Here is a 25,947-nt window from a genome sequence, read left to right as displayed (position 1 = left end):
CGGAGAGATCGATCAAGATCATGTCAGGTTTCAGCAAGAAAATGTTGCAGGCGCCGGGCTCTAGAGCTTGCGCGATCACTTACAACATCTGGACAGTTAGAAAATTATCTTTACAAAATCAGGATCACATCGACCGCCCAGACCGGAGTATCGCACTTGTCCCTATTCCTCATCGCGGCCCTTCCCTTTCTTGGCGCTGTCTTTCCAGCCCTTCTGATCAGGGCAGGACGAAACGCAGCTGCCTCGGCAGCAGGTCTGACAACATTTATGGCGCTGGCCGGTTTGTTCATCCACATCCCCTCGGTCATGCGCGGAGATGTGGTGACCGCACGGTTCGACTGGATACCGGGCCTTGGCCTGAACGCCAATTTCATGCTGGACGGGCTTGGGTTCCTGTTTGCGCTGCTTATCCTCGGGATCGGTTTGCTGATTATCCTGTACGCACGCTTCTACCTGTCGCGCGAAGATCCGATGGGGCAGTTCTATACCTATCTGCTGCTGTTTCAGGGCGCGATGGTGGGTATTGTTTTGTCGGACAACATCCTGCTTCTACTTATTTTCTGGGAGCTTACGTCGCTCAGCTCATTCTTGCTGATCGGCTATTGGAAACACCTGCCCGAGGGACGGCAAGGCGCGCGCATGGCGTTGGCCGTTACCGGATCGGGCGGGTTGGCGATGATCGCGGGCATGCTGATCCTGGGCAATATCGTGGGCTCTTATGATCTGAGCGTTATTCTGCAGAACAAAGAGCTGATCCAGGCTTCGCCCTATTACCTGCCAGCGCTGATCCTGATCCTGCTGGGCTGTTTCACCAAATCGGCGCAATTCCCATTCCATTTCTGGTTGCCGCACGCCATGGCCGCGCCTACTCCGGTATCGGCCTATCTGCACTCGGCCACCATGGTGAAAGCGGGCCTGTTCCTGATGGCGCGGATGTGGCCGGTGCTGGCGGGGACCGAGGCGTGGTTCTACATCGTGGCCACCACGGGGCTGATCACCATGCTGATTGGCGCAGTGATCGCGCTGTTCAAGGACGACCTCAAGGCGCTGCTGGCCTTTTCCACCGTGTCGCATCTGGGACTGGTCACCATGCTGCTGGGCTTTGGCACCAAATTCGCCGCCGTCGCGGCCGTGTTCCACATCATCAACCACGCGACGTTCAAAGCCGCCCTGTTTATGACCGCCGGGATCGTAGACCACGAAACCGGTACCCGCGACATCAAGCGACTGGGCGGGTTGCGGCATCTGATGCCGATCACATTCACCATCGGAACTATCGCGGCGCTGTCCATGGCAGGTCTGCCGCCACTGAACGGGTTCCTGTCAAAGGAAATGATGCTTGAGGAAACCACCCACACCACATGGCTGCATTCGCATTATCTGGTTCCCGGTCTTGCCGTTTTGGCTGCACTATTTTCAGCGGCCTATTCCTTCCGCTTTGTCAGCCATGTCTTCCTGGGCCCCAAACGTGCCGAGTATCCCGCGCATCCGCACGACCCGCCTGTCGGACTGTGGCTGGCTCCGGCGTTCCTGGTGGTGCTGGTCGTCCTGATTGGGCTGTATTCCAAAGCCATCGTCGGCCCTCTGGTCGCGGTGGTGGCAGGCGCGGTCATTGGTGGGGAAAAGCTGCCTTATTATTCGCTGAAACTGTGGCACGGCTTCACACCGGCGCTTTATATGTCAGTGGTTGCGACGCTGGGCGGCCTGTTCCTGCTTTCCCTGCACAGACGCGGCGAGCAGATCTGGAACACCCTGCCCCGCCCCGAGGCCAAGGTGATCTTCGAGGCGGTGATTCACGCCCTGACCCAACTCAGCCGCTGGATCACCGACGGGCTGCATAACGGCGTTCTCAGCCGCTATGCGGCCATCATGATCGTGTTCACGGTCGGGCTTGGGTATTACGGCTATTACACCGGTACAATCGGGATCGAAACGCGTGTTCCACTGCCCGCCCCGATCATCCCGATCATTGGCTGGATCTGTCTTGTGGGCGCGACGATCGCAATCATGTGGTTCCACCGCAACCGTTTGCTGTCGCTGGTATTGATCGGTGTGGTCGGCCTGATCGTCTCGATGGCCTTCAACTATCTCTCGGCGCCAGATCTGGCCCTGACGCAGATCTCGGTCGAGGTGGTGACGATGATCCTGCTTCTGCTGTCGCTGAACTTCCTGCCTACCGATACACCCTGGGACAGCAGCGCCGCCCGGCGGTGGCGCGACGCAGCCATCTCGGTGGTCGCGGGGATCGGGACGGGTGCGCTGATCTATGCCCTGATGTTGCGCGATTTCGCCTTCCCGACAATCTCGGAATTCCATCTGGCCAACTCTTACAAAGGCGGCGGCGGCACCAACGTCGTGAACGTGATCCTCGTGGATTTCCGTGGCTTTGATACGTTTGGCGAGATCATCGTTCTGGGCATCGCCGCGCTGATCATCTTTGCCCTGACTGAATCCGTGCTGGGCAGCAACGTGCGCGCGTATCTTCTGAACCGCAAACCGCATTGGCCCCAGTCGGGGGATTCACACCCGCTGATGATGGTGGTTGCGACCCGCGTGATGATGCCCATCGCGCTGATGGTCGGTGCTTATATCTTCTTCCGGGGCCACAACCAGCCGGGCGGCGGGTTCATCGCGGGTCTGATCGTGGCGATTGCCTTCCTGATGCAGTACATGGCCAGTGGCTACACCTGGGCGATTGAGCGGCAGCGGTTCTATTACCACGGCACAATCGGCTGGGGTGTCCTGATTGCGGCAGCCACCGGGATTGGCGCGTGGTTCAATGACCGCCCGTTCCTGACCAGCGATTTCGGCTATATTCACTGGCCGCCGCTAGAAGAGTTTGAATGGGCCACCGCAATCCTGTTCGATACCGGCGTATTCCTTGCTGTTCTGGGTGCGGTGATGCTTGCGCTGGACAGCCTGTCGCGCTTTGCATGGCAACCGGGCATGGCACAGGAATTCCCGATGGACATCAATCCGCTGCGGGATGATCCGCCAGAAGAAGACAACGAGAAGGAGCCGGCCTGATGGAAGCGCTTGTAGCCTCTGCCGTGGGCGTGATGACCGCCGCCGGGATTTTCCTGATCCTGCGCCGCCGTACGTTCCCCGTCATTCTGGGCCTGTCTCTGATCACCTATGCGGTGAACGTTTTCCTGTTCGCCACCGGGCGGCTCGCCCTGGACGCGCCCGCCGTTCTGAACAAGTACAAGGACGTGCCATATACCGATCCGCTGCCGCAGGCGCTGGTGCTGACTGCCATCGTGATCTCGTTCGGCATGACGGCGGTGATCGTGATGATCGCGCTCAGCGCATATCTGTCGGCCAAGGATGACCATATCGACATGGCCGCCCACGACAGCACGGACGCTTCGGGAGAAGACGCATGAATCACTGGATCGTTGCGCCGATCGTCCTGCCCGCGATCCTGGCCCCGTTCATCATCATGGTGCTGCGTTACCATCTGGACCTGCAGCGCATCTTTTCGGTCGCGGGTGTTGTCGCCCTGCTGGGCGTCGCCCTGACCATCACCGCACAGGCCACCGGCGGGGATATTCAGGTTTACGAACTAGGAGACTGGCCCGCCCCGTTCGGGATTGTCATGGTTCTGGACCGGCTCTCGGCCATGATGGTTCTGCTGACGGCGCTGTTGGCTCTGCCGATTGTGCTGTATGCCATTGCCTCGGGCTGGGATGAACGCGGCAAACACTTTCACGCCCTGTTCCACTTCCAGCTTATGGGTGTGTGCGGCGCGTTCCTGACCGGTGACGCATTTAACCTGTTCGTGTTCTTCGAGGTTCTGCTGATCGCATCTTATGGTCTGATGACCCATGGTGGCGGTGCGGTACGGCTCAAGGCCGGTGTACAATACGTGGCCTATAACCTGCTGGGCTCGACTCTGTTCCTGTTTGCCCTCGGCACGCTCTATGCGGTGACCGGGACATTGAACATGGCGGATATGGCGGTGCGCGTGGCGGAAATCCCGGTCGAGGATACCGCCCTGTTGCGCGTAGGTGCTGTTTTGCTGCTACTGGTGTTCTGCATCAAAGCGGCCGTCTTGCCGTTGCATTTCTGGCTGCCCGCCAGCTACGCCAACGCCCCGCTGCCGGTCGCAGCGCTGTTTGCGATCATGACCAAGGTCGGGGCTTATTCGATCCTGCGGATGTATACGCTGGCCTTTGGTCCCGAGGTTGAGGTGACCCAGGGTCTTGTCGGATCATGGCTGCAACCTGCGGCGTTGGTGACCCTGGCTGTCGGAGCGATTGGCATTCTGGGATCAAAGCACATCGCCCGAATGGTGGCGTTCTGCGCCATCGCCTCGATGGGCACTCTGCTGATTGCCATTTCGCTGTTCAGCGAGACCGCAGCGGCAGCGGCACTGTACTACATCTTCCACTCGACGCTGGCGACGGCGCTGATGTTCCTTGTGGCTGATCTGGTGATGCAGCGCAGGGGCGGCGCGATTTCGCCCTCCAAACCCATGCCTCAGAGCGGCCTGATCTCAGCCCTGTTCTTCGTCGGAGCCATCGCTCTGGCCGGAATGCCGCCGCTGTCCGGCTTCATCGGCAAGCTGCTGGTGCTTGACGCCGCCCGGGATGCGCCGGATGCCAACGCGATCTGGGCCGTGATCCTGATCGGTTCCTTCATTACAATTGTCGGGCTAGCTCGCGCAGGAACCATGATCTTCTGGAAAAGCCACGACGCCCAGCACAACACCGAACCCGACCCCGAAAACGACGAAGAGGTCGTGGCCCTGCCCGCCCCTGAACCGCAACCCGGCCTTGCCTTTACCGCAGTGTTCGGCGCCGTCGCGGGACTTGTGCTGTTGACCTTCTTTGCGGGGCCCGCGTTACAATATGCCAGCAAGACGGCCGCGCAATTGTATACGCCGGATGACTACATCTCAGCCGTATTGGGAGTGGACGAATGATCAGATTGCTTCACAGGATATTTCCGCACCCGCATCTGACAGTCCTGCTGACTTTTGTCTGGATTTTGCTGGCAAATTCGCCTTCGCTGAACTCTCTGGTGTTTGGTCTGATCCTGGGGATCATCATTCCCTTCATCACCCAACCCTATTGGCCCGACCGTCCCAAGCTGCGCAACTGGCCCATGATCGTCGAATACATGCTGGTTGTTCTGTGGGATATCGTCATCGCCAACATCGCTGTTGCGCGGATCATATTGCTGAAACGTGACGCGGATCGAGAGCCGAACTGGGTCTGCATCCCGCTTGAGCTACGCACGCCCGAAGCAATCACGGTGCTGGCCGGAACCATTACCATGACCCCGGGAACGGTCAGCTGCGATCTGTCTGCGCAAGGGCACAACCTTCTGGTTCACTGCCTTGATGCGCCCGATCCCGAAGCAGTTCGCGATCAGATCAAAGACCGGTACGAACGCAGGCTAAAGGAGATCTTCGAATGATCATGGACTATGCGATCTGGTTTACCTTCGCCTGCTTCGGAGCCGCCATCATGATGTGTCTGTGGCGGATCATCACAGCCGACGGTGTCGGGACCCGCGTTCTGGCGCTGGATACGATGGTGATCAACACGATTGCGTTGATGATCCTGTATGGCCTTGCCCTGGGAACCGAGATTTTCTTCGAATCCGCAATGATCATCGCCATGCTGGGCTTCGTTTCGACCGTGGCCTATGCGCGCTTCATGCTGCGCGGAAATATCATCGAGTGAGGGCGGAATGACTTTCATCTTCGAACTGTTCATCGCCTTTTTCCTGATTGTCTCGGGCATTTTCGGCTTTGTCGGCTCGTTCGGCATGATCAAGCTGAAAGACCCGATGTCGCGACTGCACGCGCCGACAAAGGCGACGACGCTGGGCGTGGGCGGCGTTTTGCTGGCCTCGATCGCTCATTCGGTGCTGCTGGAAGGCAAACTGTCGCTGCATGAACTGCTGATCACGCTGTTTTTGTTCCTGACCGCTCCGATCACGGCCCTGTTCATTGCCAAATGGCATATTCATCGGCATGAAAAATCCAGCGATCTGCCGGATGCGGGCGAGGATGAACTTTGGGCCACGCACGCGGTCGAGCAGGTCGAGGACGTCCCTGACCACAGCAAGAACTGAACCTCATGCATACACCACCGCTGCCTCTGACCCGCGATCTGGTTTTGATAGGCGGCGGGCATACGCATGCTTTGGTACTGAGACAATGGGGCATGAACCCGCTACCCGGTGCGCGGCTGACGGTCATCAACCCCGGTCCCACCGCGCCTTATTCGGGAATGCTGCCTGGTTACGTCGCCGGGCATTACGACCGGTGGGAGCTGGATATCGATCTGGTCCGTCTGTCCCGGTTCGCGGGGGCGCGCGTTGTTCTGGGGGCCGTTGAAGGGATCGACAGTGCGCAGCAGCGGGTTCACGTCCCGGGCTATCCTCCGATCGCGTTCGACGTCGCGTCGGTCAATGTCGGGATCACGTCCGACATGCCCGCCCTTCCGGGGTTTGGTGATCACGCGATCCCGGCCAAACCGCTGGGTCCGTTTGCCGCGCGATGGGCAAGTTATCTGGACGGAACCGGCCCTGCCTCGGTTGCCGTCATTGGCGGCGGTGTGGCCGGGGTCGAGCTTGTCATGGCCATGGCACATGCGCTGAAGTCCAAAGGACGCAGCGCGCAGGTCACCCTGATCGACAATGCGCAGGCCCTGACGGCCACAGGGACCAAGGCCGCTGCCACCATCCGCCGGGCGATGGACGCACTTGGGGTCGAGGTGATCGAAAACGCGCCGATCTCGCACCTCGCTGAAGGCCAGATCGTATTACAGGACGGTCGCCAGATTTCCGCAACATTCATCACCGGGGCCGCCGGGGCACGGCCGTACGACTGGATGGCACAGTCAGGGTTAGAGCTGCAGGACGGCTACATTCGGGTCAACGGGTTTCTTCAGTCCAGCTCGCCCACGATCTTTGCCGCCGGTGATTGCGCCCATCTTGCAGACAACCCGCGCCCCAAAGCCGGGGTCTATGCGGTCCGTGAGGCGCCGGTTCTGTTCGACAACCTGCGTGCGGCGCTTGGGGCGGGTCAGATGCGGCGGTATCAACCGCAAAAAGACTATCTCAAGCTGATTTCGTTGGGGGGTAAGGCAGCGTTGGCGGAACGGCTGGGCACTTCGTTCAGCGGGTCCCTGATGTGGAAATGGAAAAACCACATCGATCAGACATTCATGAACAAATTCCGAAACCTGCCAAGCATGAAAGCGCCGGCTTTGCCACGGCACCATGCAGCCGGATTGCAAGAGGCACTCGGCAAAGCGCCCCTGTGCGGCGGGTGCGGCGCAAAGGTCGGGCGGGGTGCGTTGCAAAACGCGTTGGAGGGTCTTTCCCCGCCCGGTCGCACCGATGTAACGCCCCTGCCCGGTGATGATGCGGCCCTGCTGACAACTGGCGGGGCGCGGCAGGTCATGACCACAGACCATTTGCGCAGCATCACTGATGACCCGGTCCTGATGACACGCATCGCAGCCGTACACGCACTGGGGGATATCTGGGCAATGGGTGCACAGCCGCAGGCCGCCACCGTGACGATCATACTGCCGCGCTTGTCACCTGACCTGCAACATCGCACCATGGCCGATATCATGGCCACTGCCGATGAGACCATGCGCGCAGCCGGTGCTGATATTGTCGGCGGCCACAGCTCGATGGGTGACGAGATGACCATCGGATTTACCCTCACCGGGTTGTGCGAAAACGATCCGATCACCCTGTCCGGTGGCAAACCAAGGGATGCCTTGATCCTGACCAAACCGTTGGGCAGCGGCGTATTGATGGCCGCCGAGATGTCCGGTCAGGCCGACGGTGCCTGGGTCGCTGCAGCCTATCGCCAGATGATACAGAAACAGGGCGAGGCCGCGCGGATTCTCAGCGCCGCTCATGCAATGACGGATGTTACAGGGTTTGGGCTGGCGGGCCACCTGAGCGGCCTGTGCGAAGCCTCGGATTGCGGAGCCTCGATTGATCTGGAGGCTGTCCCTCTGATGATGGGCGCATTGGACCTCAGCAACAGCGGCGTCCGTTCGTCGATCTTCAACGACAATCGGGCAATTGCCTATGATCTGCCCGAAGGAGGCAAGGCCGATCTCTTGTTCGATCCGCAAACTGCCGGAGGTCTGTTGGCCGCCGTTCCCCCCGATGATGCGCAGAAACTGTGCGAAGAGTTGCGACATGCAGGATACCCCGCGGCCATCATCGGGCTCCTGACCGACCAGCCCGGTCTGCGTCTTCAAAGCTGAGACAGAATATCTTCGATCCCGTCCACCGCCGCCTCCAGACCTGCATCCTGCAGCGAAGGGACCTCGATCTGCGCAAGGATGTCAGCCTTTCGGCTGCGGCTGGACTTCGCATAGGCCGGGTCGTAGTGCTGCTCCATCAGCGCGCGGGTCAGCGCGTGTTTGTCGCCTGATCTGAGCAGCGTCAGCCAACCGTCGACCACCGTATGCCCACGATGAAAGCGCAGGGGCGACAGGCGGTCCTGCAACCGAGCAGTATCCGACAGAATATCGTCATAAGCTTCGACCAGATAGGCCGTGCGCGCCTCGATCGGCGCGTTGACCTGAATGCGCGGCGCTGCACACAGCGCCGTCCAAAGCGAAGGCGGGACGATCAGCGTGCCGATCTTGGACGATTCCGCCTCGACCACCACAGGGCGCGCCGGATCAAAGGCACATAACGCAGCGGCCAGCGCGGATTCAAAAGCCTTCTGGGCAGGTTGCCCGCCCGGTCGTTCGCCCAGTAGCGACCCACGATGATTGGCCAACCCTTCCAGATCCAGCACCTGAGCGCCACGGGCATCCAGCCGCGCCAGAATCTCGGTCTTGGCCGTGCCGGTATAGCCGTCCAGCGCGATCAGACGATGAGGAAGCCGGTCTTGATACAGGTATCTGTTCACCAGACGGCGGTAGGTCCGATATCCGCCCTCGATCACATCCGCCCGCCAGCCGATCTGCTGCAACATCCATGCACACGACCCGGACCGCTGCCCCCCCCGCCAACAATAGACAAGCGGTCGCCAACCGCCCTCATGATGGGACAGGCGGTGTTCGATATGATTGGCAGCATTGCGAAAGACCAGGGCCGCACCCAGTTTGCGAGCCAGAAACGGGCTTTGCTGGACATATATGGTGCCCACCTCGGCCCGCTCGTCATTGTCCAGAACCGGAAGGTTGATTGCTCCGGGCAGGTGATCCTCGGCAAATTCCGCCGGGCTGCGCACGTCGATCACCGCGTCGAACGTATGCGCGTAAAGCTGAGGCAAGCTGATGAATGTCTGAACCATGCCAGCGGTTTATCCTGCGCTGAACTGATATGAAAGCGCAACTGTCAGGCCGCGATAGGAGCGATCAAGTCCGGTCCGCTGGCGCGGTTCGAATTGACCGCCGTATCCACCCGGTGAAACTGCAAAATATCTTCGGCTCCGGGGCGCATCAGACGCACCGCCCCTTTGCCCAATTCGCCCAACCATAACGGCCAGTCGGCGGGTTCGAGGATCAGGGGCATACGGTGATGAATAACCCCGAGATTGGTATTGGCCTGCGTCGTGACAATCGCGCATGTCCCCTGCCGGTTGTCCTCGGCTCCCCAATTCTGCCAGACGCCCGCAAAGGCAATCGGTGCGCCATCTGCGCGGTGGATGTACCAGGGCAGGCGTTGCCCCTCTTCGGTTTTGGTCCATTCGAAAAAACCGGTCGCAACGATCAGACATCGCCGTTCCCGGCAAGCCGAACGGAACGCAGGTTTTTCCGCCAGCGTCTCGGCCCGCGCGTTGATCAGCAGGGGCCCGGCGGTTTCGGTCTTGTACCAATGCGGAAGAAACCCCCACCGCAGCGCATCAAGGCGCCGCACCCCGTCCGAGGACCGGATCACATGCACCTGATTGGTTGGGCAAATGTTGTAATTGGGTACATCTGGCAGCGCATTTGCCGGGCGCGCGGCAAACAGTTGTGCCATCGCATCATTTGGAAGAGTTATTGCAAACCGTCCACACATCAGCAATGAACCCCTCATCCTTTCATACCGGCACAGGTCTTGCGCGCTTATGGCACATCAAACAGCGAAATCCCTCAAGAACAAAGCGCTGGATGATCTCAATGCCGGAAAACTGCCGCAAGCGCTCAAGAAGGCGCTGTTGGGAGTAAAAAAATTCCCGAAAGATCCGGATTACCACGCCATTGCCGGGTTCGTTCTGACCGAACAACGGCAGTATCGCAAATCCATCCCCCATTTTGCAGCGGCTGCGAAACAGAAACCGAACGATCCGCAATTTGCCGAGAATTTAGCCAACGCGCTGCTTCAAACCGGTCAGTTGCTGCAGGCTTTGTCTTTTGCCGAAAGAAAGCTTGAGCAGTTTCCCGGCAACACGGAACTTGCGCGGGTAGTGGATGAAATCGAGCTGAAAGGCAAAAACTGGCGCGAGGTGATTGCAAACGCCTCGGATCGACTGAACACGCGCCCTGACGATGCAAATGTGCTGGCCATCCGCAGCCGCGCATATGAGCGTATTGGCTTTGAGCAACACAGCACGGACGACATCAAACGCGCCTATGCACTGGACCCGACATCAGAGGCAGTCGCCTTTCAAATGGCCCGGAACCTGCATCACGCGGGCGACAAATCGGGGTGCCTGCGCATTCTGCGGGACATTCTGAAGACATCTCCCGGCCATGAGGCCTCGTTGCTTCAACTCTCGTCGGTTGTCCCCAAAGATCAGGCGTCGGAATGGCTGAAACAGGTAGAAGATGCGATAACCGGTCTGGGCCATGCGTCTGATAAGCTGGAATTCGCAAAGGCTCAGCTGATAATGTTGCAAGACGGGTTGGAGACGGCCCTGCCACAGTTTGCCCGCGCCAACGCGATGCAGCAGGCTGGGAATCCTTATGTCGCTGCGGATGAAGAAAACAAGTTGGACCGGATTTGTCAGCTATTCCCGGACGCATCGACGTTGGCAAAGTCGGGACATTCCACCGCGCCGGTGCCGATCTTTGTAATCGGTCAACCGCGTTCGGGCACCACTTTGATGGAAATGATGCTGAGTGCAGGACCTGATATTGCCGGGTGCGGAGAACTGGCTTTGGGGACCGATCTGTCCTTGCCCTACATCGATGACGGCAAGGATTTTGGCGAGGCAGAAGCCCGCGAATACGCGCAGGAATTCATACGGCTGATGCCGCCGATCCCTGACGGTTCGGTCGCCTTTGTCGATAAGATGCCTCACAACTACCAGCTGGTCGGCTTCCTGCTGTCGGCGTTCCCAAACGCTAAGGTCATCAACATGCTGCGCGATCCGCGCGATGTCGGGCTGTCAAAGTGGATCCGCCGGTTTCCCGTCGGGGGCATGCGCTATGCTTCGGACCTTGCGGCCATTGCCCATTCGGCCAACCTGTATCGCCGTTACATGAGCCATTGGAATGATCTGTTCGGCGACCGTATTCTGACAGTCTCATATGAAAATCTGGTTCAGGACCCCGAAGCCCACAGCCGATCCGTCGCTGCGTTCTGCGGGATCGAATGGCATGATCGGATGACACGGCCCGAGGAAAACACCAAACATGTGCGGACCGCCAGTGTCGATCAGGTGCGCGAAGGTATCTCGGCCAGGTCGGTCGGGGGCTGGCGTGCAGTTGCCGACCACATTCAGCCCATGCTTGCCGGGTTTGACCCGAACCTTTGGCCCGAATACGATTGGGACTGACCCGATTTCCAATGCAAAGACCGCCCGGCCAGGGCGGTCTTTTTTCTTAATTCCCAGCAGGTTATTTCTGCTTGATTCGCCCATCCAGATAAGGCTGATACGGTGCGTTCTTGGCCAGATATTCTGCGGTGACATCTGCAAGATCCGGGCCAAAATCATAGGCATTCTTGTCATCACCCGAGAACATCTTGTACCCGTCACCCCCGTTGCGGACATAGTTGTTGGTCACCACGCCATAGACCTTGTCCATCTCAAGCGGCCGCCATTCGCCGTCATGGTTGACCTCGACAAGCGTGATACGTTCGTTGGTCGCGCCTTCGGGATCGAACTCATAGCGCATCCCCGCGACTTGTGGGAACCGGCCGTTCTTTTCCTCTTCATCGAACTGCGCCATGCCGTTTTCCAGCGCCGCCTTGATGGTCGCGCCGTCGGTCTGGAAGGTGGACAGCGTGTTCTGGAACGGCAGAACCAGAACAACTTCGCCCTGGGTGATGTCACCCACGTCGATGCTGGTCCGCAGACCGCCGCCATTCTGGATCGCGATCTGAACGCCCTGATCCTTGACCCGGTCCAGCATCGCGTCAGCCACAAGGTTGCCCATCTCGCATTCCATGTGGCGGCAGGAGTCCCGCGCGCCGTCAATCGGAGCAGCGGCAGAGGCAACCACGCGCTGCTTCATCTCTTCGATCGGAGCCCCCATTTCGGCCACGCGGGCTGCGATATCGGGGTCAGGGGTGACGGATGCGTCCAGCAGGATCGGCTCACCTTCGGCCGAGATCAGATTGCCGTCGTCATCAAAGGTCAGCGTGATCTCACCGAGATATTTGGAATAGGCATAGGCCTGCACGACCGGGACATCGCCCACCATGGTCGGATAGGCACCCGCCGCACCGTCCTGCGTGTTGGACAACAGCGTGTGCGAATGGCCGCCAATGACAAGGTCCAGGCCCGGCACCTGTTCGGCGATTTTCATATCCTTGGACAGGCCCACATGGTTAAGGGCAATGACGATATCCACGCCTTCGTCCTGCAATGCAGCTACATCCGCCCGCAGGCTTTCGATTTCGTCCTGAAAGACAACATCGTCGCCCGGGCTGGACGTATCGACCGTATCGGTGGCCAGCGCGGACACAATGCCGATCTTCTTGCCGCCGACATCCAGAACAAGATGATTGTCGACCTTGCCTTTCAACTCTGCCGACGATGACAGATCGAGATTGCCCGAGATTACGGGGAAACTGACTGCGTCGATAAAGGCGGCCAGACCTTCCGGCCCATCGTCAAATTCATGATTACCGACAGCCATGGCGTCATAACCGATGGCGTCCATGAACTCGGCCTCTGCCGCACCTTTATAGGTTGTATAAAACAATGAGCCCTGAAACGGATCACCAGCATCCAGCAGCAGAACGTTCTGGTCCTGCAACGCGTCCCGACGGGCATCGACGATGGTTTTCAGCCGTGCAACGCCGCCGAAACATTTGCCTTCGGCCTCGCCCTCGGCGTCACAGGTGGAATCGTATTTGTTGATGGATTCGATCCGGCTGTGAATGTCATTGGTGTGCAAAATGGTCAGCTTGTATTCGGCTGCGGCTATGCCAGCGGTCAGGCCCAGAATGGCGGCTGATGCCAGAAAACGGGTGAACATCTGGAAACTCCCTGTTGTTATTTGCGGCGATGGTGCGCCGTGTCGCAGAAAGAGTCAAAGGGGGAAATCCGGCTTGATTCTACCCGTCGCGCGGGGCATCACCGGCACATGTTGATATACAAGATTTTCCGCGCCGACGAATGGGCGGCATTGCAGGCCGAAGGGGCCACTGACGGGGCGCCGATAGATGTGGCCGATGGCTATGTGCACTTCTCGACAGCCACTCAGGCAGCTGAAACCGCTGCAAAGCACTTTGCCGGTATCGATGGTCTGACCCTGCTGGCCTGCGATGCCGAAGCCATGGGTGACGACCTGAAATGGGAGGTGTCGCGCGGGGATGCACTGTTCCCGCATCTCTATCGTCAGATCCGCCTCAGCGATGTCGTGTGGTCGCACCCTCTGCCTTACGACGGACAGGCGCATCAGTTTCCGGAGCGGATGGAATGACCGGATTTGTGGACCCCGACCGCGCCCAGTTCGAGGCGTTCAAGGGGCTCGACCGGGACCATCCGATCGAGATGCTCAATCTGGTCCGGTTTCGCGCCCGGGCGGTGTATCCGGCGGGACATGATCTGGCGGATGCCGGGCTGACTGGCGCGCAGGCCTACCGCAACTATGGCAGAGACACCGCGCCGATCATCGCGCGGCTGGGCGCGTCGATCTTGTGGCGCGGCGCGTTTCAAACCACGTTGATTGGCCCCGAGGACGAACAATGGGACGCCGTCTTCATTGCACGTTACCCGACCGCGCATGCATTTCTTGAGATGGTCACCGATCCGGATTACCAACGCGCAGTTGTGCACCGGCAAGCCGCCGTAGAAACCTCGCGCCTGATCCGCTGCGCGCCGACCCAAGGCGGAGAAAGCTTCGGATGAGACTGACCGAGAAACTGGGCCTTGCTGCCCTGCACAAGCTGGACCCGGAAACTGCCCATGGCCTGTCAATCAAGGCCTTAAAGGCGGGGCTGGCCCCCATGCCGGGGCCGATCACTTCACCACGGTTGCGCACGCAGATCGCGGGTCTGGACCTGCCCAACCCGGTCGGGCTGGCCGCCGGGTTCGACAAGAACGGCGAGGTTCTGACCCCGCTGTCCCGCACAGGTTTCGGGTTTATCGAGGTCGGCGCAGTGACGCCGCGCCCGCAGCCGGGCAACCCCAAGCCCCGACTGTTTCGTCTGACCGAAGACAAGGCGGCCATCAATCGGTTTGGGTTCAATAACGAAGGCATGGAGGTGATGGCAGATCGCCTCTCCACGCGCCCCAGGGATGCCGTGATTGGCCTGAACCTCGGCGCGAACAAGGACGGCGAAGACCGGCCCGGAGATTTTGCAAAAGTGCTTGCCCATTGTGCGGCGCATCTGGATTTTGCCACAGTCAATGTCTCTTCGCCCAATACCGAAAAGCTGCGCGATCTGCAGGGCAAAGCCGCCCTCGGAGCATTGCTGTCCCGCGTGATCGACACGCGCAACACCCTGCCCCGCCCTTTACCCGTCTTCCTGAAGATTGCGCCCGATTTATCGGAGGCCGAGATTCAGGACATCGCGGATGTGGCGCAGGAAAGCGGCGTGGACGCCGTGATTGCAACCAACACAACCCTGTCCCGAGATGGGCTGCGCAGTCGTCACAAGACGGAAACGGGTGGCTTGTCCGGTGCACCGCTGTTCGAAAAGTCCACCCGCGTTCTGGCGCAGCTCAGCCACATTACCGGCGGGCAAATTCCCCTGATCGGCGTTGGCGGGATAAGTTCGGCAGAACAGGCCTATGCAAAGATTTGCGCCGGGGCCTCGGCGGTGCAGTTCTATACTGCGATGGTCTATGGCGGCATCTCACTGGCTTCTGATATCGCGCGCGGCTTGGATGACTTGCTTGCACGCGACGGGTTCACATCTGTCGCACAGGCCGTTGGCAGCAAACGAGAGGACTGGCTGTGATTGAATACTGGCACAACCCCCGCTGTTCGAAATCCCGCGCCGGTCTTGCGCTGCTGGAACAGAACGGCGCACAGATTGAGACACGCAAATATCTTGAGAACCCACCTTCGGAACATGAAATCCGTACCGTGATTGAGCGGCTTGGGATCCGCGCCATTGAGATGATGCGGACCGGCGAGAAGCGATTCAAGGAACTGGAATTGTCCAAGACAAGCCCCGAAGACCTACTGATCCGGGCCATGGCCGAAAACCCGATCCTGATCGAACGTCCCCTGGCCATAGCGGGCGAAAAGGCCGCCATCGGTCGCCCGCCGGAAAACCTGTTGAAGCTGCTTTAGGTCACCTGTGCCTCGAGCCTGGGGTAACGCCAGCCCATCGTCACCCCGCGTGCCGTGTTCAGAACCATCAGGGCGGCCCAAAGCCCGTGATTGCCCAGCGCCGGGACCAGAATGAACAGGGCCACCACGTAGATGGCGACGGATTGGATCATCGCGTTGCGCATGGCGCGGGTCCAGGTGGCCCCGATATAGATGCCGTCGAACATCCAGCTTGCGACCCCGATCACGGGCGCAATTGCGGCCCAGAACAGGAATTCTCGGGCCGCGATGCGAACATCGGGTGCGGTGGACATCAGGTCGATCAACGCAGGCCCGGCCAGATAGAACAGGACCCCAAGCGCAACCGCGCCACCGGCCCCCCACTGCGAGGCCATCACGGCCGCCTGTCGCACCTTGTGCCTGTCGCGAGCCCCCACCGCGCCGCCCACCAGAGCCTCGGCCGAAAAGGCGAAACCATCCAGCGCAAAGGCCGTGATCTCAAGGAATTGCAGCAGCACCTGATTTGCCGCCAGATTGACGTCTCCAAGGTCAGAGCCAACGAACAGAAACGTGGTGAACGAGCCCGTCAGAAGCACCGACCGGATCATGATATCGGCGTTCACCTTCAGCATCCGGCGCAGACGCGCCGCGTCAAATATCCGCGGCCAGTCTTTCCACTGGTTCCCGGCAAAGGCGCTGCGACATAACCAAAGGCCCAGCGCCAGCCCGGTCCATTCGGCGATCAGCGTGGCAATGGCCACGCCTTCCACGCCCCAGCCGAGACCCAGCACAAACCACAGATCCAGAAGAATGTTCAGCCCGTTCATCCAGACCTGCAACAAAAACACGCCGCGCGTGCGTTCGATTGCGATCAGCCAGCCTGTCACCGCATAAAGCGCAATGGTAGCCGGTGCGCCCCAGATGCGGATCTGCAGATAATCCCGGGTCAGTGCCTCGACCTCGGGGCTGGCTGGGGACAGGGCAAATGCGCCCCAGAACACCCAGATCTGGGTCAGGATAAACAGCACCCCCGCCGTACCGCCCAGCAACAGGCCCCGCATCAGCAGCGCGCCGGTTTCGGCCACATCCCCTGCCCCGCGCGCCTGAGCCGCCAGGCCGGTCGTGCCCATACGCAAAAAGCCGAACATCCAATAGAGCGCAGACAGTATGACCGCCCCCATGCCAACGGCCCCGATCGGGGCTGCCAGACCCATCTGCCCGACAACGCCGGTATCCACGGCGCCCAGAATCGGCACCGTGGCGTTGGACAACACGATCGGCGCTGCAACCTTCAGCACCCGTTTGTGCGTGATGGGCGCCGAAACCGTCTGCATCGCGGCTTACTGGTCGCCGGTCGGAGGCTGCGGCATCAGGAAATGCCCTGTAGCCTGCGCAAACAACCGGGCATGATTGTCCTGCCACGCCTCGACCCGAACCGAGGCATAGCGCCGCCCGGACCGGCTGATAAACGCCCGGGCATAGGCATCGCGCGGCAGACCGGATCGCAAATAGTCGACCGTGAAATCAATCGTCTTGGGAAAGCGAATCCGACCATCGGTCAGCAGGTCATCAGCATCGATCTCACCACTTTCGATCTGCGGAAACATATGCTCCCAGCTGAGCGTGATGACGGCTGTGACCTCCAGAAACGCCGCCGTCACACCGCCGTGCAAAGCTGGCAGAAACGGGTTACCGATCAGTTTCTGGTCAAAATTCAGCACGCCGGTCAATTCATCACCGCGCCGGTCAAAGCTGATATTCAGAAACTGGATGTAAGGCACCCCTTCGACCAGCGCGTTCAGCGCAGCGTCGCGGCGGTGCTTGACCACCTGCATGGGTTCAGGACGAGGGCGCGCCATCTACCGGCTCTCGACCGTGAACGACCCTGATGCCGTCGCCACCGGGTGGTCCGTGTCATCATCCATCGCGGTCGCCCGGACAAATGCCACATTGCGCGTAATATGATAGCAGACGGCCCGGGTTCGGATTGTCTGACCGGGTGACGCAACCCGCATATAGTCAATGCGCAGGCCAATCGTCGCTGTCGCCCCCGGTGCTGCCGGGTGGCTCATGACCGCAGCCCCGCAACAGGTGTCCATGATGGTTGAAACAGCGCCGCCATGGATCACTCCGGTCCGGGGGTCGCCGATCAGCTGCTCATTGTAAGGCATGGTGATCTCGGCTTCTCCCTCCCCCAAATAGGTCAGGTCCAGACCCAGAGCCTTTGCATGGGGAATCGCCTCGATAAACTGGCGCGCCAATACTGTTTTGTCCGTCATAGCATGCGGTCCTGTCCTGTGTTGCACCCTTTATGGGCTTGCGACGTGGCAAAGGGCAAGCCTGCCTGTTGCGCTTGGTCGCAGCACGCCATAACCTGTCGCCAAGGAGATCAGGAATGCCCGGCAACCGTTTGTCATTCAAAGAGATGTGCGCCGAGTTCGACGTAACCCCGCGCACCCTGCGCTATTATGAGTATATTGAACTGCTGCAACCTGAACGCGAGGGGCGATCGCGGTTCTACGGCCCCCGGGAATGCGCGCGCATGACCCTGATCCTGCGCGGCCGCAAATACGGTTTCCCGCTGGAAGACATCCGCCAATGGCTTCTGATCTACGAAGACAAAGGGAACGAAGCCCAGATGGCGGCCTTCGTGAAAATGGCCGATGAGCAAATGAAAGAGCTGCTGCAACAGCGTCAGCAGCTGGATGAAGCCATCGAGGCCTTGCAGCAGATGCGCGATCAAACTGCCAAATCACTGGGCTGAGCCTGCCCTCTACCGTACACCCCGGCTGATTTTTTCGTGAACTGTGAACCGCTGAAGCCGGTTTTCCCAGACAAACCCTTGGGTTGTGCCGTCACGTCACACTCGGATTTTCCTGCCATCCGCATCTTGACGCGCAAGGAAGCCACGTCAACTTTGAATGTGACGTAGCGTTTGCATTACGTGAACGTCATCTCCGTGTTGTAAACAGCGCATCGACTGCGCAACTGACTTTGATAGACGCCAGCGACGAGAGAAATGAAACGATGACCGAAGACCTGATGACCATCCGCGAAATGTGTGAAACCTATGATGTCACACCTCGCACCCTGCGGTTCTATGAGGCCAAAGAACTTCTGTTTCCGATCCGCGAAGGACAGAAACGCCTGTTCACCAAGCGGGATCGTGCTCGACTCAAGCTGATCCTGCGGGGGAAGCGCTTTGGGTTCAGCCTCGAGGAAATCCGGCAACTGCTGGACCTGTACCATGTGGGCGACCAGCAGATGACCCAGATGACGCGCACATTCGAAATTGCGCGCGAGCGTCTGGCAGATATGGAAGCCCGCCGGGAAGAGCTGTCTCAGGCTATCGACGATCTGAAAGAGCAGTTGCGCTGGGGCGAAAAAGTCATCGCCTCGATGAAAACCGAAAAAAACGCCGCAGAATAAATCTGCCGGTCCCTCGAAGACCTGAATTTTAAAGGGAGCGTCACATGCCCGTTTATAACGCGCCAACCAAAGACATGCAGTTCATCCTGCACGAAGTGCTCAACATCTCGGGATCCGACACTCCCGGCTATTCCGAGCTTGAAGCCGAATTTACAGGCGCTGTGCTGGAAGAAGCCGGCAAAATCTCGACCAATGTATTGCAGCCTCTGAACGTGGTTGGCGACACCGAAGGCTGTCGTCTGGAGAACGGTGTTGTTTACACGCCAACCGGGTTCAAGGACGCCTTCGAGCAGATGAAAGAAGGCGGCTGGACCGGTCTGGATATGCCCGAGGACTATGGCGGGCAGAATATGCCCTACGTCATGGGCACGGCAGTCGGCGAAATGTTCTCGGGCGCGAACCAGGCGTTTGTGATGTACCAAGGCCTGACCCACGGCGCGGCCTCGGCCATTCTTGCGCACGGCACTGAAGAACAGAAGAATACCTATCTGCCCAATATGGTCACCTGTGAATGGACCGGCACCATGAATCTGACCGAACCGCATTGCGGCACTGACCTGGGCCTTATGCGCACCAAGGCAGAACCGCAGGGCGACGGCAGCTACAAGGTTTCCGGTCAGAAGATCTTCATCTCGTCCGGCGATCATGACATGGCCGACAACATCATCCATCTGGTTCTGGCCAAAATCCCCGGCGGCCCCGAGGGCATCAAAGGCGTGTCGCTGTTCATCGTGCCCAAGTTCCTTGTCAACGAGGATGGCAGCCTGGGCGAACGCAACGGCGTGTCGGTGGGCAAGATCGAAGAGAAAATGGGCATCCACGGCAACTCGACCTGTGTGATGAATTACGACGAAGCCACCGGCTATTTGCTGGGCGACCTGCACAAGGGCATGCGCGCAATGTTCACCATGATGAACGAGGCGCGTCTGGGTGTTGGCATGCAAGGCGTCGCACAGGCCGAGGCCGCCTACCAAAACGCCGTTGAATACGCCAAGGACCGTTTGCAGGGTCGCGACGTGACCGGCGCCAAAAACCCCGACGGCCCGGCTGACCCCCTGATCGTGCACCCGGACATCCGCCGCAGCCTGATGGATCAGAAGAGCTTTACCGAAGGGGCGCGCGCGTTCCTGCTGTGGGGCTCAACCATGATCGACAAAGCGCACCGGGCGGGCGATCAGGATGCCAACGGGCTGATCTCGTTGTTGACCCCGGTAATCAAGGGATTTCTGACCGACGAAGGCTATGACATGACTGTCAAAGCGCAGCAGGTCTATGGCGGCCATGGGTACATCGAAGAATGGGGCATGTCACAATTCACCCGCGACGCCCGCATTGCGATGATCTACGAAGGCGCCAACGGCGTGCAGGCGCTGGACCTCGTGGGGCGTAAACTGGCGCAGGATGGCGGCAAACATGTGATGGCGTTCTTCGAAATGGTCAAATCATTTTGCAAGGATAATGCAGGTCAAAACGATGCGTTTGACTCAGCGTTCCTTGAGCCCCTGAAAGCGGCGTCCAAGGACCTGCAGGCTGCGGGCATGTATTTCATGCAGCAAGGCATGAAGAATCCCAACCATGCGCTGGCAGGATCGAACGATTTCATGCACATGTTTGGCCATGTCTGCCTGGGGCTGATGTGGGCACAGATGGCGAAAGCATCTTATGCCGCCCTTGATAATGGCGCGTCGGATGCCGAATTCTACGAAACAAAGATCGTCACCGGCCGGTTCTACATGTCGCGCCGCCTACCGGCGACTGCCTTGCACCTGGCGCGTATCCAGACCGGAGCAGAGACCGTAATGACGCTGGACGCCGCCAGCTTCTGAGGATGAGCCGGCTCCGGGGTTTCTGCAGGAGCCGGTAAATCAAAGGGGAACACATGCCAAAGCGCTTTCGCCTGACCCGCCGCTTTCCCGTCGCCATGACGGAAGACGGGTATCGCAAACTCCGGTTGTTCGCGCGGGACGCCGGTCTGGACGAAGGTGAGGCTCTGTCATTTCTGTTCGAGAACTTCAACAGCGTCATTCATGAGGAGAACCTGACCCATCGCCTGCGCCTGTTTAATTCCGAGTTGGATGCGCGAAAACGGTGACGGATTGAAAAGACCACATTAACTGGCCTCAGCTTCAAGGAACTGGATGCCTCCGGCGGGAGTATTTTTAAAAAGATGAAGACGTGATGCGTCCCTGCCACCGGGCCCACTCGCCATCAGGACAGGGACGACTTCACCTTTTACGGTCATCGGCTCTCCAGCCTGTACCGCAACTCGAACAAAGCAGAAGACTGTTAAACAATGGTTACATATCGGGCTTCATCTTTTCAAAAATACTCAAATCCGACCGAACCACACGCGCCACGGGAGGGGCGATCGCATGACCATCAAACTGCACTGCTTCGGAGAAAGCGGGAATTCGTACAAGGCCGCTCTGGCGCTGGAGATGTCCGGTTTGGAGTGGGAGTCAGTTTATGTCGACTTTTTCAACGGTGCGACCCGTGCGCCTGAATACCGTGCAAATGTGAATGAGATGGGCGAAGCGCCGGTGATGATCGACGGCGATTTCCGCACCAGCCAATCCGGCGCGATCCAGGCTTATGTGACTGAGAAGTCAGGCAAGTTTGGTGGAAAGAACCGGGAAGAGAATTACGACATTTTCCGCTGGGTTCTGTGGGACAATCACAAGCTCAGCTCGAACGCCGGGATGACGCGTTTTCTGTGCAACTTCTTGCCTGAAGAACACCGCAACGCAGATGTCATCGCATTCAATCAAGGGCGATTGAAAGCTGCCTATGGCGTCTTGAACGCGCATCTTGATGGTCGCGACTGGATCGTCGGGGACGGTGTGACCAATGCCGACCTCAGCTGTTGCGGTTATCTGTATTACCCTGAACCCTTCGGCTTTGATCGCGCCGACTGGCCCCATATCGACGCCTGGCTGACGCGCCTCAGCGAACAGCCCGGCTGGAAACACCCCTATGACCTGATGCCCGGCAACCCGTCGGATCGAGCTTGAGGAGAAGACCCATGACCGAAGCCTATATCTATGACGCCCTGCGCACGCCGCGCGGCAAGGGCCGCAAGGATGGCAGCCTGCACGAGGTGACCTCGGTGCGCCTGTCCGCCCTGACCCTGAATGCGATGAAAGAACGCAACAATCTGGAAGGCCACGCCGTTGAGGATGTGATCTGGGGCAACGTCACGCAAGTGATGGAGCAAGGCGGTTGTTTGGCGCGCTCGGCGGTTCTGGCCTCGGATCTGGACCAATCGATCCCCGGTCTGGCGATCAACCGGTTTTGCGCTTCGGGCATGGAGGCCGTGAACCTTGCGGCCAATCAGGTCAAAGGTGGTGCGGGTGAGGCCTATATCGCGGGTGGCGTCGAGATGATGGGCCGTGTGGCGATGGGCAGCGACGGGGCCGCGATTGCCGTAGATCCCTCGCTGGCGATGGAGACTTATTTCGTGCCGCAGGGTATCTCGGCGGACATCATCGCGACCGAATATGGTTTTGATCGCGATCAGGCGGACGCGCTGGCCGTTGAATCGCAAAAACGCGCGGCCAAGGCCTGGGAAGAGAACCGGTTTGAAAAATCGGTCATCAAGGTCACGGACCAGAACGGCCTGACCATTCTAGACCGTGACGAATACATGCGCCCCGGCACTGACATGCAAAGCCTCGGCGCGCTGAACCCGTCCTTTGCGATGATGGGTGAGCAGATGCCGGGCTTTGACAAGGTGGCGATGCTGAAATACCCGCATCTTGAGCGGATCAACCACATCCACCACGCGGGCAACAGCTCGGGCATCGTGGATGGCGCCGCAGCTGTTCTGATCGGGAATAAGGAATTCGGTGAGAAATACGGCCTGAAGCCCCGCGCCCGCATCAAGGCGACCGCCAAGATCGGCACCGACCCGACCATCATGCTGACCGGCCCGGTTCCGGTGACCGAGAAAATCCTTGCCGACAATGGCATGAAAATCAGCGATCTGGACCTGTTTGAGGTGAACGAAGCCTTCGCCTCGGTCGTGCTGCGGTTCCAGCAGGCATTTGATGTTGACCCCGCGTTGGTCAACGTGAACGGCGGATCGATCGCGATGGGTCACCCGCTGGGCGCGACCGGTGCGATGATCATCGGCACCCTTCTGGATGAGCTTGAGCGTCAGGACAAGGAAACCGGTCTGGCCACCCTCTGCATTGCGTCCGGCATGGGCGCGGCAACCATTATCGAGCGGGTCTGATGCCCAAGCTGGACCTTTCGCAAATCCCATACAAGGGCGGTTCGTCCTATCCCGGCCAACTGGCCAAGGCGGTCGGAGGCCGCTTTAACCAGGGCGTCGGCGATGCGGGCGGGCTGACCCAGTTCGGGGTCAACATCGTGCGGCTGGAGCCGCAGGCCCTGTCCTCGCTGCGCCATTATCATATGGAGCAGGACGAGTTCGCCATCATGCTCAGCGGCGAATGCGTGCTGATCGACGATGATGGCGAGCACCAGATGCTGCCCGGCGATTGTGCCGCCTGGCCCGCTGGTGAGACCAATGGCCATCACCTTGTGAACAAAACCGATGCGCCCGCGACCTTTCTGGTGGTGGGCACGCGGACCCCGACCGAGACCGGCTACTACAGCGACATAGACATGATGGTGAAGGACGACGAGAACGGATTCGTTTTCACCCGCAAGGATGGCAGCCCGCTAACGGCTGACCAGATTGGAGAGGATAATGACTGATTTCACTCTGACCAAAGACGCAGACGGCGTCGCCACGATCACTTGGGACGTCCCCGGCAAAACGATGAACGTGATGTCCTTTGACGGGTTGGCGCAATTGAGCGACCTGATCGATCAGGCGCTGGCGGATGATGAGGTGAAGGGCATCGTCCTGACCTCTGGCAAAGAGGGATCGTTTGCGGGCGGCATGGACCTGAACCTGCTGGCTGTCATGAAGGAACAAGCGGGCGATAATCCGGCCAAAGGTCTGTTTGAAGGCACGATGCAAATGCACGCCCTGTTGCGCAAGATCGAAATGGCGGGCATGGATCCCAAGACCAAGAAAGGCGGCAAGCCAATTGCCACCGCCCTGCCCGGTACCGCCGCTGGCATCGGTATGGAACTGCCTCTGTCCACGCATCGTATTTTTGCCGCCGAGAACCCCAAGGCGAAATACGGCCTGCCCGAGATCATGGTTGGCATCTTCCCCGGCGCGGGCGGCACCACCCGGATGGTCCGCAAGGTGGGCGCGATTGCGGCGGCTCCGCTGCTGCTGGAAGGCAAGATGCTCGACGTCAAAAAAGCCAAGGGCGCGGGGTACATCGACGAGATCGCTGCGGATCCGGTGGCCGCCGCCAAAGAATGGGTGCTGAACGCCAAGGATGCCGATCTGGTCAAGCCGTGGGACGCCAAGGGCTACAAGATGCCCGGCGGCGCGCCGTATCACCCCGCAGGCTTCATGAACTTCGTTGGTGCATCGGCCATGGTGAACGGCAAGACGCAAGGCGCCTTCCCGGCAGCCAAAGCTTTGCTGAGCGCGGTCTATGAGGGGGCGCTGGTCGATTTCGACACCGCGCTGAAGATCGAGGCGCGCTGGTTCACATCGGTGCTGATGAACCCCTCGTCGGGTGCAATGATCCGGTCGCTGTTCCTGAACAAGGAAGCGCTGGAAAAAGGGGCCGTGCGCCCTGCCGGAGTACCAGATCAGTCGGTCCAGAAGATCGGTGTTCTGGGCGCGGGCATGATGGGTGCCGGCATCGCGCTGGTCTCGGCCCAGGCCGGGATGGAGGTGGTTCTGATCGACCGCGATCAAGCCTCTGCCGATAAGGGCAAGGCCTATACCGAAGCCTATCTGGACAAGGGCATCAAGCGCGGCAAATCCACCCCGGAAAAGAAAGAGGCCATGCTGGCGCGCATCACCGCGACCCCTGAGCTGGACAACCTCGAGGGTTGTGACCTGATCATCGAGGCCGTCTTTGAAGACCCCGGAGTCAAGGCCGAGATGACCAAAAAGGTCGAGGCAATCATCCCCGAGGATTGCATCTTTGCCTCGAACACCTCGACCCTGCCGATCACCGATCTGGCCAAGGCCAGCGTGCGGCCCGAGCAGTTCATCGGCATCCACTTCTTCTCACCGGTTGAGAAGATGTTCCTGGTCGAGATCATCAAGGGCAAGGAAACCGGGGATCGCGCGGTGGCCAAGGCGCTGGACTACGTACGCCAGATTCGCAAGACGCCGATCGTGGTCAATGATGCGCGGTTCTTCTACGCCAATCGGTGTATCATCCCCTACATCAACGAAGGCGCGCGCATGATCACCGAGGGCGTCAGCCCCGCCCTGATCGACAATGCCGCGCGGCAGCTGGGTTTCCCGGTGGGACCGATCCAGTTGACGGACGAGACCTCGATTGATCTGGGCGCCAAGATTGCACGTGCGACCAAGGCGGCGATGGGCAATGCCTATCCCGAAAGCCCCTCGGACGATCTGATCTTCTGGATGGAGGAACAGGGCCGTCTGGGCCGCAAGGCCAATGCCGGCTTCTTCGACTATGACGACAAGGGCAAGCGCGTCGAATATTGGAAGGGTCTGCAGGACAAATACCCGCTGGCCGAAGATCAGCCCGACCTGATCGAAGTGCAGGAACGTCTGATGTTTGCACAGGTTCTGGAAGCGGTGCGGGCGCTGGAAGAAGGTGTTCTGGAAGACATCCGCGAAGGCGACGTGGGCGCGATCCTTGGCTGGGGCTTTGCGCCGTGGTCCGGTGGTCCGCTCAGTTGGTTAGACATCATCGGCACGCCCTACGCTACCGAGCGCTGCGATCAACTGGCCCAATCCTATGGCGAACGTTTTGCCTGCCCTCCGTTGCTGCGTGAAATGGCGGAAAAAGGCCAAAGCTTCTATGGCCGCTTCGACCCCGAAGCACAGGCCGCCTGA

At 59.6% G+C, this 25,947-nt stretch carries 26 protein-coding genes; 20 read left to right on the top strand and 6 right to left on the bottom strand.

Going from position 1 to position 25,947, the window contains the following annotated elements:
* Positions 1-156 precede the first annotated feature (156 nt).
* The 7 genes from ACR0K4_RS01160 to selD are packed head-to-tail and all read left to right on the top strand — an operon-like array spanning position 157 to position 8,252.
* Positions 157-3,027, top strand: a complete 2,871-nt coding sequence (locus ACR0K4_RS01160; protein WP_480515617.1) for a monovalent cation/H+ antiporter subunit A — start codon at positions 157-159, stop codon at positions 3,025-3,027.
* Positions 3,027-3,386, top strand: coding sequence for a Na+/H+ antiporter subunit C (locus ACR0K4_RS01155; RefSeq protein ID WP_480515619.1), 360 nt, complete (start codon positions 3,027-3,029; stop codon positions 3,384-3,386). Before ACR0K4_RS01160 ends, ACR0K4_RS01155 begins: the two co-directional genes overlap by 1 nt.
* On the top strand, positions 3,383-4,927 hold the full coding sequence (locus ACR0K4_RS01150; RefSeq protein WP_480852501.1) for a monovalent cation/H+ antiporter subunit D: 1,545 nt from the start codon (positions 3,383-3,385) through the stop codon (positions 4,925-4,927). The genes ACR0K4_RS01155 and ACR0K4_RS01150 overlap by 4 nt, the downstream gene beginning before the upstream one ends.
* A complete protein-coding gene (locus ACR0K4_RS01145; protein ID WP_480515623.1) occupies positions 4,924-5,424 on the top strand; it encodes a Na+/H+ antiporter subunit E in 501 nt (166 codons plus the stop codon). Before ACR0K4_RS01150 ends, ACR0K4_RS01145 begins: the two co-directional genes overlap by 4 nt.
* Positions 5,421-5,693 (top strand): K+/H+ antiporter subunit F, encoded by a 273-nt coding sequence (locus tag ACR0K4_RS01140; protein WP_480515625.1) that lies wholly within the window; start codon positions 5,421-5,423, stop codon positions 5,691-5,693. Before ACR0K4_RS01145 ends, ACR0K4_RS01140 begins: the two co-directional genes overlap by 4 nt.
* Positions 5,694-5,700: 7 nt before the next feature.
* Positions 5,701-6,087 carry a Na+/H+ antiporter subunit G gene (locus ACR0K4_RS01135; RefSeq protein WP_480515627.1) on the top strand — a complete coding sequence of 129 codons (387 nt, stop codon included), beginning with the start codon at positions 5,701-5,703 and terminating at the stop codon, positions 6,085-6,087.
* A gap of 5 nt (positions 6,088-6,092) precedes the next feature.
* Entirely contained in the window at positions 6,093-8,252 is a 2,160-nt protein-coding gene (gene selD, locus ACR0K4_RS01130) for a selenide, water dikinase SelD (RefSeq protein WP_480852500.1), read from the top strand.
* Here selD and mnmH read toward each other — a convergent pair.
* Positions 8,243-9,295, bottom strand: coding sequence for a tRNA 2-selenouridine(34) synthase MnmH (mnmH, locus tag ACR0K4_RS01125; protein ID WP_480852499.1), 1,053 nt, complete (start codon positions 9,293-9,295; stop codon positions 8,243-8,245). The genes selD and mnmH overlap by 10 nt on opposite strands.
* Positions 9,296-9,339: 44 nt before the next feature.
* Complete coding sequence (locus ACR0K4_RS01120) at positions 9,340-10,005, bottom strand: SOS response-associated peptidase (protein WP_480852498.1); 666 nt, start codon at positions 10,003-10,005, stop codon at positions 9,340-9,342.
* A 49-nt stretch (positions 10,006-10,054) separates the two neighbouring features.
* Here ACR0K4_RS01120 and ACR0K4_RS01115 point away from each other — a divergent pair, with 49 nt between their 5' ends.
* On the top strand, positions 10,055-11,707 hold the full coding sequence (locus ACR0K4_RS01115) for a tetratricopeptide repeat-containing sulfotransferase family protein (RefSeq protein WP_480852497.1): 1,653 nt from the start codon (positions 10,055-10,057) through the stop codon (positions 11,705-11,707).
* 61 nt (positions 11,708-11,768) lie between these two features.
* On the opposite strand, the gene ACR0K4_RS01110 is transcribed toward ACR0K4_RS01115, so the two are convergent.
* Positions 11,769-13,355: a bifunctional metallophosphatase/5'-nucleotidase gene (locus ACR0K4_RS01110; RefSeq protein WP_480852496.1), complete on the bottom strand. Its 1,587-nt coding sequence runs from the start codon at positions 13,353-13,355 to the stop codon at positions 11,769-11,771.
* A 108-nt stretch (positions 13,356-13,463) separates the two neighbouring features.
* On the opposite strand from ACR0K4_RS01110, the gene ACR0K4_RS01105 reads away from it, so the two are divergent.
* From ACR0K4_RS01105 to arsC, 4 genes are read left to right on the top strand one after another with little or no spacing between them, the layout of a single operon-like run.
* Entirely contained in the window at positions 13,464-13,802 is a 339-nt protein-coding gene (locus ACR0K4_RS01105) for a DUF952 domain-containing protein (RefSeq protein WP_480515638.1), read from the top strand.
* Positions 13,799-14,230, top strand: coding sequence for a DUF1330 domain-containing protein (locus ACR0K4_RS01100; RefSeq protein ID WP_480852495.1), 432 nt, complete (start codon positions 13,799-13,801; stop codon positions 14,228-14,230). Before ACR0K4_RS01105 ends, ACR0K4_RS01100 begins: the two co-directional genes overlap by 4 nt.
* Positions 14,227-15,285, top strand: coding sequence for a quinone-dependent dihydroorotate dehydrogenase (locus tag ACR0K4_RS01095; protein ID WP_480515642.1), 1,059 nt, complete (start codon positions 14,227-14,229; stop codon positions 15,283-15,285). Before ACR0K4_RS01100 ends, ACR0K4_RS01095 begins: the two co-directional genes overlap by 4 nt.
* Positions 15,282-15,623, top strand: coding sequence for an arsenate reductase (glutaredoxin) (arsC, locus tag ACR0K4_RS01090; protein WP_480515644.1), 342 nt, complete (start codon positions 15,282-15,284; stop codon positions 15,621-15,623). Before ACR0K4_RS01095 ends, arsC begins: the two co-directional genes overlap by 4 nt.
* On the opposite strand, the gene ACR0K4_RS01085 is transcribed toward arsC, so the two are convergent.
* From ACR0K4_RS01085 to ACR0K4_RS01075, 3 genes are read right to left on the bottom strand one after another with little or no spacing between them, the layout of a single operon-like run.
* Positions 15,620-16,936, bottom strand: coding sequence for an MATE family efflux transporter (locus ACR0K4_RS01085; protein ID WP_480852494.1), 1,317 nt, complete (start codon positions 16,934-16,936; stop codon positions 15,620-15,622). The two genes, arsC and ACR0K4_RS01085, sit on opposite strands and share 4 nt — an antisense overlap.
* Positions 16,937-16,942: 6 nt before the next feature.
* The gene (locus ACR0K4_RS01080; protein WP_480515648.1) at positions 16,943-17,461 is read right to left on the bottom strand and encodes a PaaI family thioesterase; all 519 of its coding nucleotides are present in this window, start codon (positions 17,459-17,461) and stop codon (positions 16,943-16,945) included.
* Positions 17,462-17,881: a PaaI family thioesterase gene (locus tag ACR0K4_RS01075; protein WP_480852493.1), complete on the bottom strand. Its 420-nt coding sequence runs from the start codon at positions 17,879-17,881 to the stop codon at positions 17,462-17,464.
* A gap of 116 nt (positions 17,882-17,997) precedes the next feature.
* Between ACR0K4_RS01075 and ACR0K4_RS01070 the strand changes: the two genes are divergently transcribed.
* The 8 genes from ACR0K4_RS01070 to ACR0K4_RS01035 all read left to right on the top strand — a co-directional run bounded on the left by ACR0K4_RS01070 (position 17,998) and on the right by ACR0K4_RS01035 (position 25,947).
* The gene (locus ACR0K4_RS01070) at positions 17,998-18,366 is read left to right on the top strand and encodes a MerR family transcriptional regulator (RefSeq protein ID WP_480515652.1); all 369 of its coding nucleotides are present in this window, start codon (positions 17,998-18,000) and stop codon (positions 18,364-18,366) included.
* A gap of 263 nt (positions 18,367-18,629) precedes the next feature.
* The gene (locus tag ACR0K4_RS01065; protein ID WP_480515654.1) at positions 18,630-19,031 is read left to right on the top strand and encodes a MerR family transcriptional regulator; all 402 of its coding nucleotides are present in this window, start codon (positions 18,630-18,632) and stop codon (positions 19,029-19,031) included.
* Between the two features lie 44 nt (positions 19,032-19,075).
* Positions 19,076-20,857 (top strand): acyl-CoA dehydrogenase C-terminal domain-containing protein, encoded by a 1,782-nt coding sequence (locus ACR0K4_RS01060; protein WP_480852492.1) that lies wholly within the window; start codon positions 19,076-19,078, stop codon positions 20,855-20,857.
* A 53-nt stretch (positions 20,858-20,910) separates the two neighbouring features.
* Positions 20,911-21,123 carry a hypothetical protein gene (locus ACR0K4_RS01055; protein ID WP_480515659.1) on the top strand — a complete coding sequence of 71 codons (213 nt, stop codon included), beginning with the start codon at positions 20,911-20,913 and terminating at the stop codon, positions 21,121-21,123.
* Between the two features lie 280 nt (positions 21,124-21,403).
* Positions 21,404-22,042 (top strand): glutathione S-transferase family protein, encoded by a 639-nt coding sequence (locus tag ACR0K4_RS01050; RefSeq protein WP_480852491.1) that lies wholly within the window; start codon positions 21,404-21,406, stop codon positions 22,040-22,042.
* An 11-nt stretch (positions 22,043-22,053) separates the two neighbouring features.
* The gene (locus ACR0K4_RS01045) at positions 22,054-23,265 is read left to right on the top strand and encodes an acetyl-CoA C-acetyltransferase (protein WP_480852490.1); all 1,212 of its coding nucleotides are present in this window, start codon (positions 22,054-22,056) and stop codon (positions 23,263-23,265) included.
* Positions 23,265-23,753, top strand: a complete 489-nt coding sequence (locus ACR0K4_RS01040; protein ID WP_480515665.1) for a cupin domain-containing protein — start codon at positions 23,265-23,267, stop codon at positions 23,751-23,753. The genes ACR0K4_RS01045 and ACR0K4_RS01040 overlap by 1 nt, the downstream gene beginning before the upstream one ends.
* Positions 23,746-25,947, top strand: coding sequence for a 3-hydroxyacyl-CoA dehydrogenase NAD-binding domain-containing protein (locus ACR0K4_RS01035; protein WP_480852489.1), 2,202 nt, complete (start codon positions 23,746-23,748; stop codon positions 25,945-25,947). Before ACR0K4_RS01040 ends, ACR0K4_RS01035 begins: the two co-directional genes overlap by 8 nt.

The sequence above is a fragment of the Ruegeria sp. K11 genome, from assembly GCF_056531905.1.
This window is presented reverse-complemented; position numbering and strand designations above follow the sequence as displayed.